Source organism: Amycolatopsis roodepoortensis (genome assembly GCF_024628825.1).
Taxonomy (GTDB): Bacteria; Actinomycetota; Actinomycetes; order Mycobacteriales; family Pseudonocardiaceae; genus Amycolatopsis; species Amycolatopsis roodepoortensis.
The window spans coordinates 8,691,193-8,707,270 of record NZ_CP102415.1 but is presented as its reverse complement, the minus strand read 5'-3'; the positions used below and the strand labels follow the sequence as shown (position 1 = coordinate 8,707,270).

Sequence of the window (16,078 nt, the reverse complement as noted above, 5' to 3'; positions counted from 1 at the left end):
CCAAGGTTAGGCTAACCACACCTGATGGATCGGAGGCTGACATCGGCACCACGTTCCCGCTCCCGCGCACCCTCACCGCCACCGCGGCGGCCCTGCGGGACGGCACGGTCACCAGCATCGGCCTGACCGAGGCGGCGATGGCCGCCGCGGACCGCGGCGACGCGGTTTACGGCGCCTATCTCACCCGCCTCGACGAGACCGCTTTCACCGCGGCGAGACGAGCGGACGCCGAACTAGCCGGTGGGCTGGACCGCGGGCCGCTGCACGGGATCCCGATCGGCGTCAAGGACATCATCGCCACCGCCGAAGCCGCGACGACGGCGCAGAGCCTCGTGCACGACCGCGGCTGGCTGGCGGGAACGGACGCGACGGTCGCCACCCGGCTCAAGGCGGCGGGCGCGGTGCTCACCGGCAAGACGACCACCATGGAGTTCGCCTGCGGGATGCCGGAACAGCGGCATCCCTTCCCGATCCCCCGCAATCCGTGGCGCACCGGGCGCTGGGCGGGCGGTTCGAGTTCGGGTGCCGGGATCGGGGTCGCGACCGGGATGTTCCTCGCCGGGATCGGCTCGGACACCGCGGGCAGCATCCGGGTGCCCGCCGCGTTCTGCGGGGTCACCGGCCTCATGCCCGGGTACGGCCGGGTGCCGAGGACCGGTTGCGTACCGCTGGGCTACAGCCTCGACCGGATCGGCCCGCTGGCCCGTTCCGTACGGGACTGCGCGGCGGTGCTCGAGGTGCTCGCCGGGCCGGATCCGGCCGATCCCGACTCCGCGGCCCGGCCGGTACCGCGCCCCGGATTCCGTGGTGATCTCACCGGGCTGCGGATCGGGGTCGTCCGCGACCACCACTTCCCGCCCGGCCGCGATCCCGCGTTGGACGGCGTCTTCGCCGAGGCGCTCGCGGTGCTGGCCGGGCTCGGCGCGCGGTTGAGCGGGATCACGCTGCCGTATCCGGCCGAGCTGGTGACGGCCGTCCTGGTGACCGTCGCCAGCGAGGCGCTCGCCCACCACCGCGCGGAACTGTGCCATCGGTGGCTCGACTTCAGCCGCGGGACCCGCGGCCTGCTGGCCACCGGCGCGCTCGTCACCGGCGCCGACTACGTCCAGGCCCAGCGCGTGCGGCGGGTCGCGCAGCGAGCGGTCGACGAACTCTTCACCGAAGTGGACCTCGTCGTCTGCCCGACGGCGTCCGTCGGCGCGCCCCGGTTCGAGTCGCTGCTCTCCCCCGCCGGGCTACCGGAGAACGAAGAACTCTTCGGCGTCATCCACACGCCGTACTGGAACGGGCTCGCCAATCCCGTCTTGGCGCTGCCCATGGGGTTCACCGCCGACGGCCTGCCGCTGTCGCTGCAACTGGCCGGACCGGTGAACGGCGAAACGGAACTGCTGGAGGCGGGCGACGCCTTCCAGACGGCCACCGGCTGGCATCTGCGGACTCCGCCGGAGCCGGCATGAGCGAGCCGGAGATCCGCGTTCTGCTCGCGGCCGCGACCCTGCCCGCCACCGAGCCCGAGATCGCCGGGCTGGCCGCGCGCTATTCCTGGCAGCGGGCCGCGATCGACGCTTTGTACGACCTCCCCGCGGCTCGCCACGCGCTGCCCGTCCTCGGCTTCCGGACGGGCGACGAAGCCGCGGCAGGAACAGGAAAGGTTTCATGAACACGTCTTCTCCCGCCCGCCGCCGTGACCACCTGGTGCTCGCGCTGGCCTGCCTCGGATCGTTCGTGGTGGTGCTGGACGCCACGATCGTTTCGGTCGCCCTGCCCCGGATCCGCGCCGATCTCGGTTTCTCCGCCGCGACGCTGCCGTGGGCGGTCAACGCGTACACGCTCGCGTTCGCGGGCTGTCTTCTGCTCGGCGGCAGGTGCGCGGACGTCTTCGGACGGCGCCGGGTGCTGCTGGCCGGGATGGGCCTGTTCGCCGGGGCGAGCCTCCTCGCCGGGCTGGCCGCTGACCCGGCGCTCCTGCTGGCCGCGCGCGCCGGGCAGGGCGTCGGCGGCGCGCTGCTGATGCCCGCGACGTTGTCCCTGCTGACCGACACCTTTCCGGCGGGGCCGAGGCGCGCCCGCGCGCTGAGCACATGGAGCGCGATCGGCGCCGTCGGTGCCGCGTCCGGCCCGCTGACCGGTGGCCTCCTGACCGAGTTCGCGGGCTGGCGCTGGGTCTTCTTCGTCAACGTGCCCTTGGGGCTCGTCGCGGTCGCCGGCACGTTGGCCCTGCTGTCCGGCGGGTCCCGGCCCGGCCCGGCGTATCGCCTGGACGTCGTCGGCGCCGGCCTGGCGACGGCCGGGCTGACCGGCGTCGTGTACGCGGTGATGGAGTCCGAGACGATGAGCTGGAACGCGCCGGAAGTGTCCAGCCCGCTGGTCGCGGGAATCCTGCTGTGCGGGCTGTTCCTGGTGCACCAGGCGCGCTGGGCGGCGGCTCCGCTGGTGCCGCTGAGCCTGTTCTCGCACCGCGCGGTCCGCGGCGCGAATCTGGTGATGTTCCTGCTGGGCCTGGGTTTCTTCGGTGCTCCCGTGCTGATCTCGTTCGCCCTGCAGTACGTCCACGGGGTCGGCCCACTCGCCGCCGGGCTCGGTTTCCTGCCCGCCGGGCTGGCGATGTTCGCCGGTGCCAAGGCCGCCGGCCCGCTCACCATCCGGCTCGGTGCCCGTCGCGCGGCGGCGCTGGGCTGCGTCCTCGGGGCGGCCGGTCTCGCCGGGGTGGCCGCCTCGCTGGGCACTGACGGTTCGCCCGTGGCGATGATCGTCCTGCCGAGCGTGGTGTTCGGTTTCGGTACCGCGTCGGCGTTCACCCCGTTGACGGTGGCGGCGACCAGCGGCGTGCCTGCCACCTCGGGCGGGGTGGCCGCCGCCGTGCTCAACACCGTGCGGCAGACCAGCGGCGCGATCGGTTTGGCCGTGCTGACCACGATCGCCGCGGCCGCCGCCGCCGGGTCTTCGGAACAGGAAGGACTCGCGCACGGGTACGCCTTCGCGTTCGCCGTCTCGGCGGGCTGCGTGGCAACCGCGGCCGTCGTCGGCATGCTCGTCCTACCGCCGCGGACCGCGGAACGGCTAGCCGCCGCCACCGGCCGGGTCCGGGGACTCGACGGCGACCCGGTGCCCGGCGCGGTGGTGCTGCTGGTGAATCCGGACGGCGGCCGCGTCGTCCGCACCGTCACCGACGAGACCGGCTGGTATCACGCGGCGCCCACGGCACCGGGGCCGCATCTGGTCATCTGCACCGCGCCCAGCCATCAGCCGTCGGTCGGGCGGATCGTGGCCGACGACACGCCGGTGCGGCACGACGTCGTCGTCGGGCAGGCGGGTTCGTGAGCCGCGCGTCATCGTGCCGCCGCGGCGAGCCGCGGCACGATCCGCTCGGCGGTGTACGCGAGGGCGAGCGCCGAGGGAAACGCCAGTGCTTGCGCTTCCGCCTTGTCGATCGGGAGATAGGAACCCCGGCGGACCGCGGGAAGCCGCGCGAAAAGCGGCTCGGCCTCGAACGCCTGCCGCTGCTGGACCGATTCGTAACTGACCAGCATGATGTCCGCGTCGAGCAGGTCGAGCCGCTCCGGACCGACCGCGGCGACACCCTTCGTCGTCGTGGAGCGCAGCTGGGTCACCTTGTCCGAGAGGCGCAAACCGAACTGCGCCAACGAAACCGCCAGCACGTCCTCCGGCGTGTTCTTGGTGTACACCTGTCCCCCACCGCTCACCGAGCTGCAGCTGAACGTCCGCCCCGCGAGCCGCGCGGCGTCCCTGGCCGTGGCGATCTTGCCCAGCGTGCCGCTGATCAGCTGTTCGGCCGCGGAATCCTTGCCGAGTGCCCGGCCGATCCGCCGGGTGGTCTCCTGCCACGGATCGAGATTCGGCCCGGCGACGTAGCCCAGCACGGGCGCGATCTCGGCCAGCCGCTGGTAACCGGTTTCGAGGTAGTAGTCGCCGACGGCGAGGAAGAGATCCGGCCGCAGGGCGGCGAAATGTTCCAGTGGGCGGTCCGGTCCCGCCCGCACCAGCTCGGGGCGGGCGGCCCCGAGCCGCGGCGCGATCCACGGCTGGATCCTGTCCGGCGTCGACGTTCCCTCCTGCATGGCCACCGGGACGACACCGAGCGCCACGGCGGCGTCGGCGTCCTGCCCGAAGCCGAGAGCGATCACCCTGGCCGGCAAGCGATCCAGCACCGTGGGACCGAGCTTTCCTTCCAGTGTCACCGAAAACCCGCCCGATGGGGCGGGGCCGACCGCCCTTCCGGGCGCACATCCGGCGAGTACGAAACCGGCCGCACCCGTCAGGAAGACCCGGCGGCCCGGCCTGCCGGATAGGTCCTTCACCTGCATCTGCGCACTCCACGAAGTCGGACACGAACGGAGGTTTCCCGGATCACACCGACGCGGCACCGAGGCGACGGGCAAGCGCGACCTACTTAGGTAAGGCTGCCAAAACATCGGTTGTTGCGCTAGTCATACGTCTGCTGTTAGGTTGAATCCTGCCCGCAATCGGGCGTGCTTCCCTTGCGAAAGGCTCACTGTTCGAGCCGATGCAGCGACGGTCGGGTTCCGGGCTTCGGCGGCTGCATGTTTTCGACGTTCGTCATCCACGCACTTGGGGGTGCAAGTGAACGAGGCCGCCGAAAGTACCAAGCCCCGATATCAGATTCCTTCCGCACGACGGGGATCCGTTGTCGACGAAGAAGATTTCGCAGTGCTCAGAACGGTTCTGCAGAACGATCTCGCGTTGACCGCGGGGCCGTGGCGAGACCGGTTCGAAGCCCAGTTCGCCGCGTACACCGGGTCTCGTCACGCCTTGTCCGTGACCAGCGGCACGGTCGCACTCGAGATCGCCATCCGGCTGCTCGACCTCCAGCCCGGGGACGAAGTGATCGCGACCACCCAGACGTTCCAGGCGTCGATCCAGCCGCTGCTGGCGTCGCCCGCCATCGTCCGGTTCTGCGACATCGATCCCGGGACGCTCAACCTCGATCCCCGCAAGCTGGAGGCGTTGATCACCCCGCGGACCAGGGCGATCATCCTGGTGCACTACGGCGGGAATCCGGCCGACATGGCGAGGATCTGCGCGATCGCGGCGAGGCACGACGTACTGGTGCTCGAAGACTGCGCGCACGCGCTCGGATCGGCCTATCGCGGACGGCGGCCCGGTTCCCTCGGCGACATCGGCACGTTCAGTTTCCATTCCTCCAAGAACATCACCACCCTCGGCGAAGGCGGCATGATCACCTTCGACCGCGACGACTGGGCCGTCCGGGTGGACCGGATACGGTCGAACGAGGTCGACATGGTCGCCGGCCCGGTCAGCGGGATCCTCGGTTCCCCGCCGGAAACCCTGCCCTGGATGAAGTTCTCCGAAGCGGTGTACCGGGAATCGGTCGCCGGGCTCCATGGCGCAGGAACGAACGCGACGCTTTCCGAGGTCGCCTGCGCCGTCGGCACCGTGCAGCTGCGGAAACTGCCGTCGCTGGTACGAAGGCGGCGCGTGATCGCGGCGAAACTCGACGAAGTGCTCGGTGGCTATCCGCAGATCCGGCTGCCTTTCGTCGATCCGGGCGACGAACATTCGTACCATCTCTACACCTTCTTCGTCACCGAAGGCGATGATGCCCGCCACGCGCTCGTACGCGCTCTCGACCGTCGCGGCGTCGAGATCCAGTTGCGGTACTTCCCTCTGCACCTCACGCCGGAATGGCAGTCCCGCGGACACGGCCCCGGGGAATGCCCGACAGCGGAACGGCTCTGGTTCTCCGAGCACGTGAACCTCCCGTGTCACCCCAATCTGACCGACACCCAGGTCGCACTCCTGTGTTCCGCGCTCCGCAGCAGCCTCAACGAGGTCTTCGGTAGGCGAGCCGTGCTGAGCCACAGCTGACCTGATCCCGCCCGAAAAGATCGGAGCGAGTTCCGTCATGCCCTACATCCATGTCCAGATCCTGGAAAACCGCCTCACCGAAGAGACCGAGCCGAAACTGATCGCCGCGATCACCGACGCGGTGACCGGAACCTACGGCGAAGACATCCGTGAACACGTGTGGGTGGTACTGGACCCGGTACCCGCACACCGCTGGGGCCTCGGCGGAAAACCCGCCGCGCCACGGCCTTCCTGACCGGCGCCCTTCCGAACAGCTGGGAGTACTGGTGAAATTCGGCTTGAACTTCTTCCCCGTCTTCTCCCCCGACCGCAAAACGGCGGGTGACTACTACCGCGAAGTCATCGATCTGGCCGAACGGGCCGATCGCGCGGGACTCGAACACGTCCAGACCGTCGAGCACCACGGATCCCCCTACGGTGGCTACAGTCCTGACCCAGTGACGCTGCTCGCCGCGATCGCGGCGAGGACCGAACGGATCCGGATCACGACCGGCGCGGTGATCCCCGCGTTCCTCCATCCGCTCAAGCTGGCCGGCAAACTCGCCATGCTGGACAACCTCTCCGGCGGACGGCTGGACGCCGGATTCGGCCGCGGCTTCCTGCCGGACGAGTTCGACTGGTTCGGCGTCCCGATGGACGAAAGCCGGCGTCGCTTCGACGAAGGCGTCGACGCCTGCCGCCGTCTTCTGTCCGAAGTGGACGTCAAGATCGAAGGCGAGTTCCACGGCTTCGGCCCCGTGACACTGTTGCCCCGGCCGGTGCAGCAGCCGTACCCGCCGTTCTTCGTAGCCTCCGCCTCGAATCCGGAGTCGTGTGCCGCGGCGGGCGCCGCCGGCCATCACCTCCAGGTGGTCCCGTCGATCGTCAGCCAGGAGACACTGACCGAGATGATCGGGGGCTATCGCACCGCGTGGGCGGCATCGGGACGACGCCCCGAGGACGGCCGGATCCAGATCAAGTACACCTGCTATCTCGCCGAGGACCGGGCGACCGCGCTGGCCTGGGGCGAGAAATTCGAGAACAACTACATCGAGCAGATGAGCGGCGCGATCGCCTCGTGGGCGTCGACCACGTCGGGCGCGTACCAGGGTTACGAGAAGCTCATCGAGAAGGTCCGCGCGTACGACTTCGAGAAGTCCTTGGCACAGAACAAGGTTCTCGCCGGGACGCCGGACGACGTCGCCGGTCAGATCGGCTGGATCGCGGAGAACTTCGGCAGCGACCTTTCGGTCAGTGTGCAGCTGAACCCCGGCTATCTCGACCACGAGCACGCGGTCCGCGCGCTCGACCTGTTCACCACCGGCGTGGTCCCCCGCTTCGATGCCTGAGCCGGACACCGACGTCGTCGTGGTCGGGCTGGGCGCTTGGGGCTCGATGGCCCTGTGGCAGCTCGCGAGCCGGGGTGTCCGGGCGGTCGGCGTCGAACGGCACGGCCGCGGCCACTCGCTCGGCGCGTCACACGGCGGCAGCCGGATGTTCCGGATCACCTGCCTGGAGCATCCCGGCCTGGTGCCGCTGGCCCGCAGATCCGCCGAACTGTGGGAGAAGCTCGGGCGCCAGGCCGGGAGACCGCTGCTGCACCGGTACGGCGGGCTCCTGATCGGCGCGCCGGATTCGGCGGTGGCGGGCGGGACACTGGCCGCCGCGAAGGAACACGGCATCGAGGTCGAACGGCTCGGCCGCGCGCAGCTCGCCGCCCGCTTCCCCCAGCACACCGCGCTGGCCGCGGACGACATCGGCGTCTGGGAGCCGTCCGCCGGACTCCTCCGGCCGGAGGAGTCGATCAGGGCCGCGCTCGACGCGGCGGAAACCGCGGGAGCACAGGTCTTCACCGGGACCGAGGTCACCGGGTTCCACCCGACCGGCGACCGCGTGCTCGTGCACAGCGCCGCACGGACCTGGCGGGCGCGGCGCGTGGTGGTGGCGACCGGATCGTGGCTCCCGTTCATGACCCCTTTGCCGGAGCTCCGGGTGGTGCGGATGCCGGTCACCTGGTTCCGGCCCGACGGCGGCGCCGACCATTTCCGGCTGGCGGAGTTCCCGGTGTTCATGCGGGAACTCGACGGCGGGACGGTGCTGTGGGGCTGCGGCGCGGATCCGCCGTACGACGTCAAACTCGGCCTGGAGCAGTTCGGCGCCACCGCGGTCCCGTTCGATCCGCTGGACACCGACCGTTCGGTGACCCCGGCCGACTGGACGGCGTTGCGCGACGTGCTCGCCGGTCATCTGCCCGGGCTGCGTCCGGAACCCTCGCGGGTGGCGGTGTGCATGCTGACGCTCACCCCGGACGGGCAGTTCGTGCTCGGCTCGCTGCCCGAAGCGCCGGACGTGATCGTCGCCGGCGGCGACAACGCGCACGGGTTCAAACACGCCACCGGGATCGGCGAACTGCTCGCGGATCTGGCCACCGGCCACGAACCGCGGCTCGACTTCTCGTTCATGGACGTCAAGCGATTCCGCTGACGCGAGCATCTTCTGGAGGAAAGCCGTGGACCTCGACATCTGCGGAATCGGCGCCGTCTCGAGCATCGGCCGCGACCCCGAAACGATCCACGACGCGCTGTGCGCCGGGAGAAGCGGACTGGGGCCGCTGCGGGTCTACGACACGACGAAGTTCCGGTCGCGGACGGCCTACGAGATCGACGACCGGGCCACTCCCGGCGAGGACGAACCCGGCCGATCGACGAACTGGCTGATCGACGCGATCACGCAGGCGCTCGAAGGCGCCGGGCTGACCGAGCTGCCGGAGGACTGCCCGGTACTGGTCGGCACGACACACCGGGAACAGCGCACGATGGAGCTGTGGTGGCGCGGCGAAGCGGCCGCGGATTTCGCCGACCTGCATTTCGGCACGGCGATCCGCGAACGGTTCGGCACGGTGGAAACGCATACCTTCGCGAACGCCTGCGCGGCATCGCTGACCGTGCTCGGCCTGGCGGCCGACCTGATCGCGGACGGCGAATACGACACCGTCGTCGTGGCCGGGACCGACGGCCTGACCGAAGCCACCTTCGGCATCTTCGACCGGGTCCAGAGCGGCGTACCGGGCGAGGTGCGACCCTTCGCGAAGGAACGGCACGGGATGATGATGGGTGAGGGCGCGTCGGCGGTGGTGCTCCGCAGACCGGGGCACGGCGGGCCGGTCGCGGCCCGGCTCCGGTCGGTCGCGCTCAACTGCGACGCCGACCATCCGACGGTGCCGGAGCCGGGCAGCGTCGCCAGGGTGGTGCGGCAGGCGCACGACCGCGCCGGGATCGGTCCGGACCAGATCGACCTGATCGTGTTGCACGGCACCGGGACCGTCCGCAACGACCTGGTCGAGACCGGGATGCTGCACGACGTGTTCGCCGGCGCGAAACCGGCGCTCACCGCGATCAAGGCGTCGACCGGGCACACACTGGGCGGCTCCGGGCTGCTGAGCCTGATCGTCGCCGCGATCTCCCTGCGGAAACGGCTGGCACCACCGATCCTCGGGCTGGCCGAGCCGATGGACGAGGCCGAGGGCCTGGACCTCGTCCGCGACGAACCGCGCGACGGTGAGTTCCGGATCGCGCAGGTCGACGCCTTCGGGCTCAGCGGGATCAACGCCGTGGCGATCCTGGAGGCGGCGTCGTGACCGCCGTGGTCGTGACCGGGACGGGGATCGCCGTCGACGGTCTGCGCGGGCCGGCCGACCTGCTGGAGCCGTACCGGCGCCACGAGGACGGCTTCGATCCGGAGACCGGGTTGAGCGGCAGGCGGTTCCGGCACCGCGACCGGGCCTCACGGCTGGCTTCCCGCGCGGCCACCACGGCGCTGGGCGACGCGGGCCTGCTCGGCGAGGACGGCTCGTATCGCGGGGAATCGCTCCGGACGGCGACCGTGGTCAGCACGAACACCGGGAACCTGGACAGCATCTGCTCGTTCCTGGACACGATCGCCGAAGAGTCCGCGAGTCTACTGCCGCCGACCGGGCTGCCGAACACCTCCAGCAACGTGTCCGCGGGCTGGGTCGCCATCGACCACGGGCTGCGCGCGCCGAACCTGACGCTGTCGAACGGCCCGACCAGCGGCCTCGACGCCTTGCAGTGGGCGCGGCGGCTGATCCGGCATGACCGGGCGGACGCGGTCGTCGTCGCCGGTGTCGAACCCGACAACCGTTATGTACGAAAACTTCTCGCCGACAACGGCGAGACGAACTGGCCCGACGCGGCCGCCGCGGTCGTGCTCGAATCCGCCGGAGCGGCCCGCCGTCGCCGTGCCCGCGTCCGTCTCTTGCTGGGCGAGTACCGGCGGGCCGGGACCGCGCGGGCGGCGGCCTCGGCCGTCCCGGGCGAAGCCGTCGCGACACTGGCCGAGCCGGGGATCCGGCCGGGTGAGGTGCTCGACCTTTCGGCTTGGGCCGGACGTCAGTCGGGGGCGCTCGGCGTCCTGCAGTGCGCCGCCGCGAGCGCGCGCATCGACGGCGGCGGAGGCAGCGCGCTCGCCGTGTCCTGCGGCCTGCCGGGTGCGGCGGCCGCCGCGATGGCGTTCGCCGGACCGGGCGCGGAACAGCCGTGAACGACCGAAATCGGGGAACAGAGACGAAAGAAGGGGCCTTCATGACCGCGAACAAGCTGATCGAGCCGGAACTGGAAGACCTGCGAACGCTGGTGGCCCGGGTACTGGAGGTCGAGCCCGCGGAGGTGACCGACGAGGCGAACCTCGTCGAAGACCTCGGCGTCGATTCGCTCCTGCTGCTCGAAGTCGCGGCGCGGATCCTGCAGCGCTACGGCATCCGGGTGGGTGACGCGGCGATCAGCGAGGTGGAGACGCTCGACGAGATCCACCAGCTGGTCCTCGCCGGGCAGAAGGGCTGAGCCGGGAATGGCACAGAATGGGGACTGGCCGGGGTGGCCGGAAGAGGACGCCCGTCGATACCGTGCCGTCGGCCACTGGCAGGGCAAGACCTTCGGTGAACAGCTCGCCGGCTGGGCGGTCCGGTACGCCGACCGGGTCGCGCTGGTGGACGGCGACCGCCGATGGACCTACGCGGCGCTGGACACCGCCGTGCGGCGCCTGGCGACCGGGCTCACCGGGCTCGGGCTGAACCGCGGCGACAAGGTGATCGTGCAGCTGCCGAACCGAGCCGAGTTCGTGCTGCTGTGGTTCGCGCTGACGCGGCTCGGGCTCGTCCCCATCCACGCGATGCCCGCCCATCGCCGCAACGAGATCGCGCACCTGGCGGCGATGGCCGAGGCCGTCGCGTACGTCATCCCGGATCGGCACGCCCGGTTCGACTACCGCGAACTCGCCGCGCGCGTCCGCGCCGACGCCGGCATCCGGCACGTGATCGTCGCCGGCGACCCCGGCGGACACGACGGTTTCCTCTCGCTGGCGGAGCTGCTCGACAACGAGCCGGGGCCCGATCCCGTCGATCCGCCGGCCGCGGGCGACCTCGCCCTGCTGCTGCTCTCCGGCGGTACCACGGGTATGCCGAAGCTGGTGCCGCGGACGCACGACGACTTCGCCTACAACTCCCGGCGGGCCGCGGAACTCTGCGAGCTGACCGAGGACTCGGTGTACCTCGCCGTGCTGCCCATCGCGTTCAACTACACGATGAGCTGCCCGGGGATGCTCGGTGTCCTTCAGGCCGGCGGGCGGGTCGTGCTCGCTCCGTCGCCGGGCGCGCGGACGTCGTTCGATCTGATCGCGCGCGAAGGCGTCACGATCGCGGCCATCAACCCTCCGCTGGTGCCGCACTGGCTCGCGGAGTTCGAACACGGTGACACGGATCTTTCGAGTCTCCGTGTCCTCCAGGTCGGCAGCGCCCGGCTCGCCGACGACCTGGCGGCCGCGGTCACCAAGACCTTCGACTGCCGTCTGCAACAGGTGTTCGGCATGGCCGAGGGGCTGCTGTGCCTGACCAGGCTCGACGATCCGGACGAACTCGTGCACACCACCCAGGGCAGGCCGATCTCCGCGGACGACGAGATCCGCGTGGTCGGCCCGGACGACGCCGAGGTCGGCCCCGGCGAGACCGGCGAACTGCTCACCCGCGGGCCGTACACCCTGCGCGGCTACTTCCGCGCCGCCGAGCACAACGCGCGGGCCTTCACCGCGGACGGTTTCTACCGCACCGGCGACCTGGTCCAGCGGCTCCCGACCGGGCATCTCAACGTCGTCGGCCGGGCGAAGGACCAGATCAACCGCGGCGGGCAGAAGATCGACGCGACCGAGGTCGAAGGCCATCTGCTGGCCTGCCCGGGCGTGCTGTCCGCGGCCTTGCTGCCCGAAGCGGACACCGTGCTCGGCGAGCGATCGGTGGCGTTCTTGGTATGCACGGGCGAACCGCCGTCCACGAGCACACTCCAGGCCTTCTTCCGTGACCGCGGTGTCGCCGCGTACAAGGTCCCGGACCGGGTCGCGGTCGTCGACGAACTGCCGTCGACGGCGGTCGGCAAAATCGACAAGAAGGCACTGGCCCGCCGGTACCTCGGCTGAATCCCGGTTGGAGGAAACGATGTTCTTCCCGTTCTCGGCCGAGTCACCCGATGGACTGGCGGCCGATGCAGCCACCCTCGCGGATCGGGCCGATCCGCTACCCGTCCTCGCCGCCGAACTCGCCGGACGACGGCACGGCCCTTGGCGTGCCGTCGTCGTGGGAGAGGACCGGGACTCGGTGACCGGCCGCCTCCGCGCGGTCGCCGCCGGGGAACCCGCCACCGGCGCCGCCGTCGGCGAGGCGGTCTCGGCCGGGAACGCGGTCTGGGTGTTCTCCGGCCACGGTTCACAATGGACCGGAATGGGCAAGGCACTGCTCGACGGGGAACCCGCCTTCGCCGAGGAGATCGATCACCTGGCGCCGCTGATCTCCGCCGAAGCGGGATTTTCCCTATACGACGCGCTTTCCGGGACAGCGGAAGGGATCGAACAGGTCCAGCCGTCGCTGTTCGCCATGCAGCTCGGCTTGGCGGCGGCCTGGCGGGCGCACGGCGCCGGACCGGCCGCCGTGATCGGCCACTCCATGGGCGAGACGGCCGCGGCGGTGGTCGCGGGCGCACTGTCCACAGAGGACGGCGTGGCCGTGATCTGCCGCCGCTCCCGGCTGCTGCGCCGCGTCTCCGGTACCGGCGCGATGGCGATGGTCGCCCTGCCATGGGACACGGTCGAAACCGAGCTCGCCGACGTGCCCGAAGTGACCGTCGCCGCGCACTCGGGCCCGACGTCGACGGTCGTCGCCGGCGGGCGGGACCGGGTGCGCACGCTGGTGGACCGCTGGGCCGCGAGAGACCTGATGGCCAAACTGGTCCCGGTCGAGGTCGCGTCGCATTCACCGCAGGTCGAACCGATCCTGGCCGACCTGAGAACCGAACTGTCCGCCTTGCGCCCCAGATCCGCACGCGTTCCCGTCTACTCGACCGTCCTCCCCGACCCGAGATCCTCGGCCGCCTTCGACGCCGCCTACTGGACCGCGAACCTGCGCCGTCCCGTCCGTTTCAGTGCCGCGGTGCGGGCTGCCCTCGACGACGGCCACCGCGCCTTCGTAGAGATCTCACCCCACCCGCTGCTGGCCCACGCGTTACGGGAGAACGCGGGTGCCTGGAAGGTGGCGGTGCTGTCCAGCATCCGCCGGGGAGGTGACGCGCTGCTGCGTTTCCGGACGCAGGTCGGGGCTCTGCACTGCGCGGGCGCTCCGGTGCGGTTCTAGCGTTCATCCCGCGCGACGCAGACGAGCTTCGGCTGCCCAGTAGGCCGCTCGAAGCTCTTTGGCGACCTCCTCGGGCTCCGACCGGAGACGGCTGGGCAAGGTCTGCAGCACGGCGATTCCCGCTGCGGCGTACCGGGCGTTCCTGTCCAAGGTCCTGGCATAGTCCTCCTTCGCGAAATGGAAGTCATATGAGTCGATCTCCCACACGAGCCGGACTTTCTTGAAGTAGCCATCGGGGGTTCCGATGTAACGGCAGGCGGCGTCCCGTACTTCGTGGTTCCACAACGGCTCCGGCAGTCCTGTACGCCGCCAGATCGCCATCGCGTCGACCTCGGCCACCGACCGCGCTCCTCGCACGACGTCGCGCAGGACCTCACGAGACAACGCGCTGCCCCGATCGCTGCCCGCTTCGAGTTCCCTGGTGAGAACTTCGGGATTCAGCCTTCCTCGCTGGACGGCTTCGGCCAGCAACGCCCGGACCGGATCGTGCGTGGTGTACCGGCGGCATTGATCGAGGACCGCCCGGACGAGTGGCGCCATCGCCACCCCGTCCACGACGACCGGCCGGGGCATGCGCGTGGTCCGCTCCACGATCACGTACTCAGTGCTGCTGACCTTGCAGGAGGCGGGCACCAGAAGCTGGATTCCGTTCGCCGCGACTCCCGAACCTCGAAGGCCCTGGCGGCGGCAAGCTTCGAGGCCTGTGACGAGCGCCTGCGCCCCGCCGTAGAGCAGGGCCCCGTCGACCAACTGACGTCGCGTCGGCTTACCCGAGCCGAGCAGGAGGACTCCCGGAAGCAAGCGCTGCCACGGCTGCCCTGGCCGGCAGCGCCGGTAACAAGTCTTCCTGGGAACGCCGAACTCCACCAGTCGCGCGACACTGATCACTCCGCCGCGACTCAGCTTCCACAGAGCCTCGCGATCGCCTCGCCATTCCCCGGTTCGCACCACACACGCGATCGTGGAGCTCCAAGCCGCTCCGCGCCAGCCCCGATCCGCTCTCCTGTGGACAACTCGCCCCACCAGCGCCCCTTGTGGACAACTCGCCAGGTGTTCCCAATGTCGCATTTGAGTCGCTGAGCGACTCAAATGCGACATTGGGAACCTTCAGGCGTCAGAGAAGCGGAGGCAGCGCCGGAGCGTCCAGCCAAGCGTCGAAGAAAGAAGCCAGCGACCGCCCAGCGAAGCGTTCCGCAAGCGCAACGAAAGCCGCCGTGGTCACCAGACCGTGCCGGTTCTCCGCCGCCCAGGCCTTCACCATCGGGAAGAACACCGCGTCGCCGACGGTACGACGCAAGGCGTGCAACAGAAGGCCGCCGCGTTTGTACACCCGCTCGTCGAACATCCGCGCCACGCCGGGGTCGGAGAGACGGAGATCCGCGGGTTTCGCCTTCGTCCGCGCGTGCCAGATCTTCGCCCACTCGTCCGCGCTCTGCTCGCCGGATTCCTCGGACCAGAGCCATTCCGCGTAGGTCGCGAAGCCTTCGTTGAGCCAGATGTGCCGCCAGTCGGCGACGGTCAGGCTGTTGCCGAACCACTGGTGTGCCAGTTCGTGCACGACGAGCCGTTCGTGGGTGCGCCGCCCGTCGACGTGGTTGGCGCCGAAGATCGACATGCCCTGCGCTTCGATCGGGTCGTCGAGGTCGTCGTCGGTGACGACGACGACGTACTCGCCGAAGGGGTACGGCCCGAACAGGCGCTGCAGCGAATCCATGATCCGGCCCTGCCGCCCGAAATCACGCGCGAACGCCCGGCGCAGGCGCGGCGGCACGGCGGCCCGTTGCGGGACGGAGGTGACCACGGAGCCGCCGTCGAGGTTGATCCGGAACGCCTCGACGGACGGTTGCGAGAACCAGCCGGGCTGGGGACCGGAGACGAGCTCGACGTCGTCGTACCGTCCTATTTGGACGCTCATCAGGTACGTCGGCGTCGGTTCGGGACGCTCGAAGACCCACTTCGTGGTGCTCGCGCGCTCGTGCCGCGCCACCAGGTTCCCGGTGACGGCCACGAGATACGGCGAAGACGTCGTCAGCGAGACGCGGTAGGTCGCCTTGTCCGACGGGTGGTCGTTGCACGGGAACCACGACGGCGCCCCGACCGGCTGGCTCGCGACGAGTGAACCATCGGTCAGTTCGTCCCAGCCGATGTCGCCCCACAGCCCGGGAAGCGGCCGCGGGTTGCCGACGTAGTGGACCTCCACCACGAACTCGCTGCCGAGCGCCAGCGACTTCGCCGGCTTCACCTGCAGCTTGTGCGCGCGCCGCAGGTACTTGGCCGGTTTCCCGTTGACCAGCACCCGGTTGATCCGGAACTCGCCGAAGTCGAGCGTGAACCGCGACAGCGCCTGCGTCGCCTCCGCGGTGATGGCCGCGGAGGCCGACAGCCGGTTGGGACCGATCTTGTAGTCCAGCTCCAGATCGTAGTGCCGGACCCGGTAACCGCCGTTACCGTGACGGGGCAGATAGGAGTCGCCGGAGGTGTCCGCGCCGGGCGAGGGCTGCGCGGAGGCCTTCGAAATCACCCGCGAAAGACCCCCAGTCC

15 protein-coding genes are annotated in these 16,078 nt (G+C 70.3%); 12 read left to right on the top strand and 3 right to left on the bottom strand.

Annotated features, from left to right (window positions below; translation table 11 throughout):
• Window positions 1-137 precede the first annotated feature (137 nt).
• From NQK81_RS41860 to NQK81_RS41850, 3 genes are read left to right on the top strand one after another with little or no spacing between them, the layout of a single operon-like run.
• The gene (locus tag NQK81_RS41860) at window positions 138-1,457 is read left to right on the top strand and encodes an amidase (RefSeq protein ID WP_257485902.1); all 1,320 of its coding nucleotides are present in this window, start codon (window positions 138-140) and stop codon (window positions 1,455-1,457) included.
• Window positions 1,454-1,660 carry a hypothetical protein gene (locus NQK81_RS41855; protein ID WP_257485901.1) on the top strand — a complete coding sequence of 69 codons (207 nt, stop codon included), beginning with the start codon at window positions 1,454-1,456 and terminating at the stop codon, window positions 1,658-1,660. Before NQK81_RS41860 ends, NQK81_RS41855 begins: the two co-directional genes overlap by 4 nt.
• Window positions 1,657-3,321, top strand: coding sequence for an MFS transporter (locus NQK81_RS41850; protein ID WP_257485900.1), 1,665 nt, complete (start codon window positions 1,657-1,659; stop codon window positions 3,319-3,321). Before NQK81_RS41855 ends, NQK81_RS41850 begins: the two co-directional genes overlap by 4 nt.
• Window positions 3,322-3,329: 8 nt before the next feature.
• On the opposite strand, the gene NQK81_RS41845 is transcribed toward NQK81_RS41850, so the two are convergent.
• Window positions 3,330-4,169, bottom strand: a complete 840-nt coding sequence (locus NQK81_RS41845) for an ABC transporter substrate-binding protein (RefSeq protein ID WP_257485899.1) — start codon at window positions 4,167-4,169, stop codon at window positions 3,330-3,332.
• Between the two features lie 520 nt (window positions 4,170-4,689).
• Between NQK81_RS41845 and NQK81_RS41840 the strand changes: the two genes are divergently transcribed.
• Genes NQK81_RS41840 through NQK81_RS41800 form a run of 9 tightly spaced genes read left to right on the top strand, consistent with a single transcriptional unit; the run spans window position 4,690 to window position 13,537 of the window.
• Window positions 4,690-5,868, top strand: coding sequence for a DegT/DnrJ/EryC1/StrS family aminotransferase (locus NQK81_RS41840; protein ID WP_257485898.1), 1,179 nt, complete (start codon window positions 4,690-4,692; stop codon window positions 5,866-5,868).
• A 37-nt stretch (window positions 5,869-5,905) separates the two neighbouring features.
• Complete coding sequence (locus NQK81_RS41835; protein ID WP_257485897.1) at window positions 5,906-6,103, top strand: tautomerase family protein; 198 nt, start codon at window positions 5,906-5,908, stop codon at window positions 6,101-6,103.
• 31 nt (window positions 6,104-6,134) lie between these two features.
• A complete protein-coding gene (locus NQK81_RS41830) occupies window positions 6,135-7,196 on the top strand; it encodes an LLM class flavin-dependent oxidoreductase (RefSeq protein WP_257485896.1) in 1,062 nt (353 codons plus the stop codon).
• Window positions 7,189-8,331 carry an N-methyl-L-tryptophan oxidase gene (gene solA / locus NQK81_RS41825; RefSeq protein ID WP_257485895.1) on the top strand — a complete coding sequence of 381 codons (1,143 nt, stop codon included), beginning with the start codon at window positions 7,189-7,191 and terminating at the stop codon, window positions 8,329-8,331. Before NQK81_RS41830 ends, solA begins: the two co-directional genes overlap by 8 nt.
• A 25-nt stretch (window positions 8,332-8,356) precedes the next feature.
• Window positions 8,357-9,484 carry a beta-ketoacyl synthase N-terminal-like domain-containing protein gene (locus tag NQK81_RS41820; protein WP_257485894.1) on the top strand — a complete coding sequence of 376 codons (1,128 nt, stop codon included), beginning with the start codon at window positions 8,357-8,359 and terminating at the stop codon, window positions 9,482-9,484.
• The gene (locus NQK81_RS41815; protein WP_257485893.1) at window positions 9,481-10,407 is read left to right on the top strand and encodes a beta-ketoacyl synthase N-terminal-like domain-containing protein; all 927 of its coding nucleotides are present in this window, start codon (window positions 9,481-9,483) and stop codon (window positions 10,405-10,407) included. Before NQK81_RS41820 ends, NQK81_RS41815 begins: the two co-directional genes overlap by 4 nt.
• A gap of 41 nt (window positions 10,408-10,448) precedes the next feature.
• Window positions 10,449-10,706: an acyl carrier protein gene (locus tag NQK81_RS41810; RefSeq protein WP_257485892.1), complete on the top strand. Its 258-nt coding sequence runs from the start codon at window positions 10,449-10,451 to the stop codon at window positions 10,704-10,706.
• Window positions 10,707-10,713: 7 nt separating this feature from the next.
• Window positions 10,714-12,330: a (2,3-dihydroxybenzoyl)adenylate synthase gene (locus NQK81_RS41805; protein ID WP_257485891.1), complete on the top strand. Its 1,617-nt coding sequence runs from the start codon at window positions 10,714-10,716 to the stop codon at window positions 12,328-12,330.
• Between the two features lie 19 nt (window positions 12,331-12,349).
• Window positions 12,350-13,537 carry an acyltransferase domain-containing protein gene (locus tag NQK81_RS41800; RefSeq protein ID WP_257485890.1) on the top strand — a complete coding sequence of 396 codons (1,188 nt, stop codon included), beginning with the start codon at window positions 12,350-12,352 and terminating at the stop codon, window positions 13,535-13,537.
• A gap of 3 nt (window positions 13,538-13,540) precedes the next feature.
• Here NQK81_RS41800 and NQK81_RS41795 read toward each other — a convergent pair whose 3' ends face one another.
• Window positions 13,541-14,338 carry a hypothetical protein gene (locus NQK81_RS41795; protein ID WP_257485889.1) on the bottom strand — a complete coding sequence of 266 codons (798 nt, stop codon included), beginning with the start codon at window positions 14,336-14,338 and terminating at the stop codon, window positions 13,541-13,543.
• A 313-nt stretch (window positions 14,339-14,651) separates the two neighbouring features.
• A complete protein-coding gene (locus tag NQK81_RS41790) occupies window positions 14,652-16,058 on the bottom strand; it encodes a M1 family metallopeptidase (protein WP_257485888.1) in 1,407 nt (468 codons plus the stop codon).
• Window positions 16,059-16,078 lie beyond the last annotated feature (20 nt).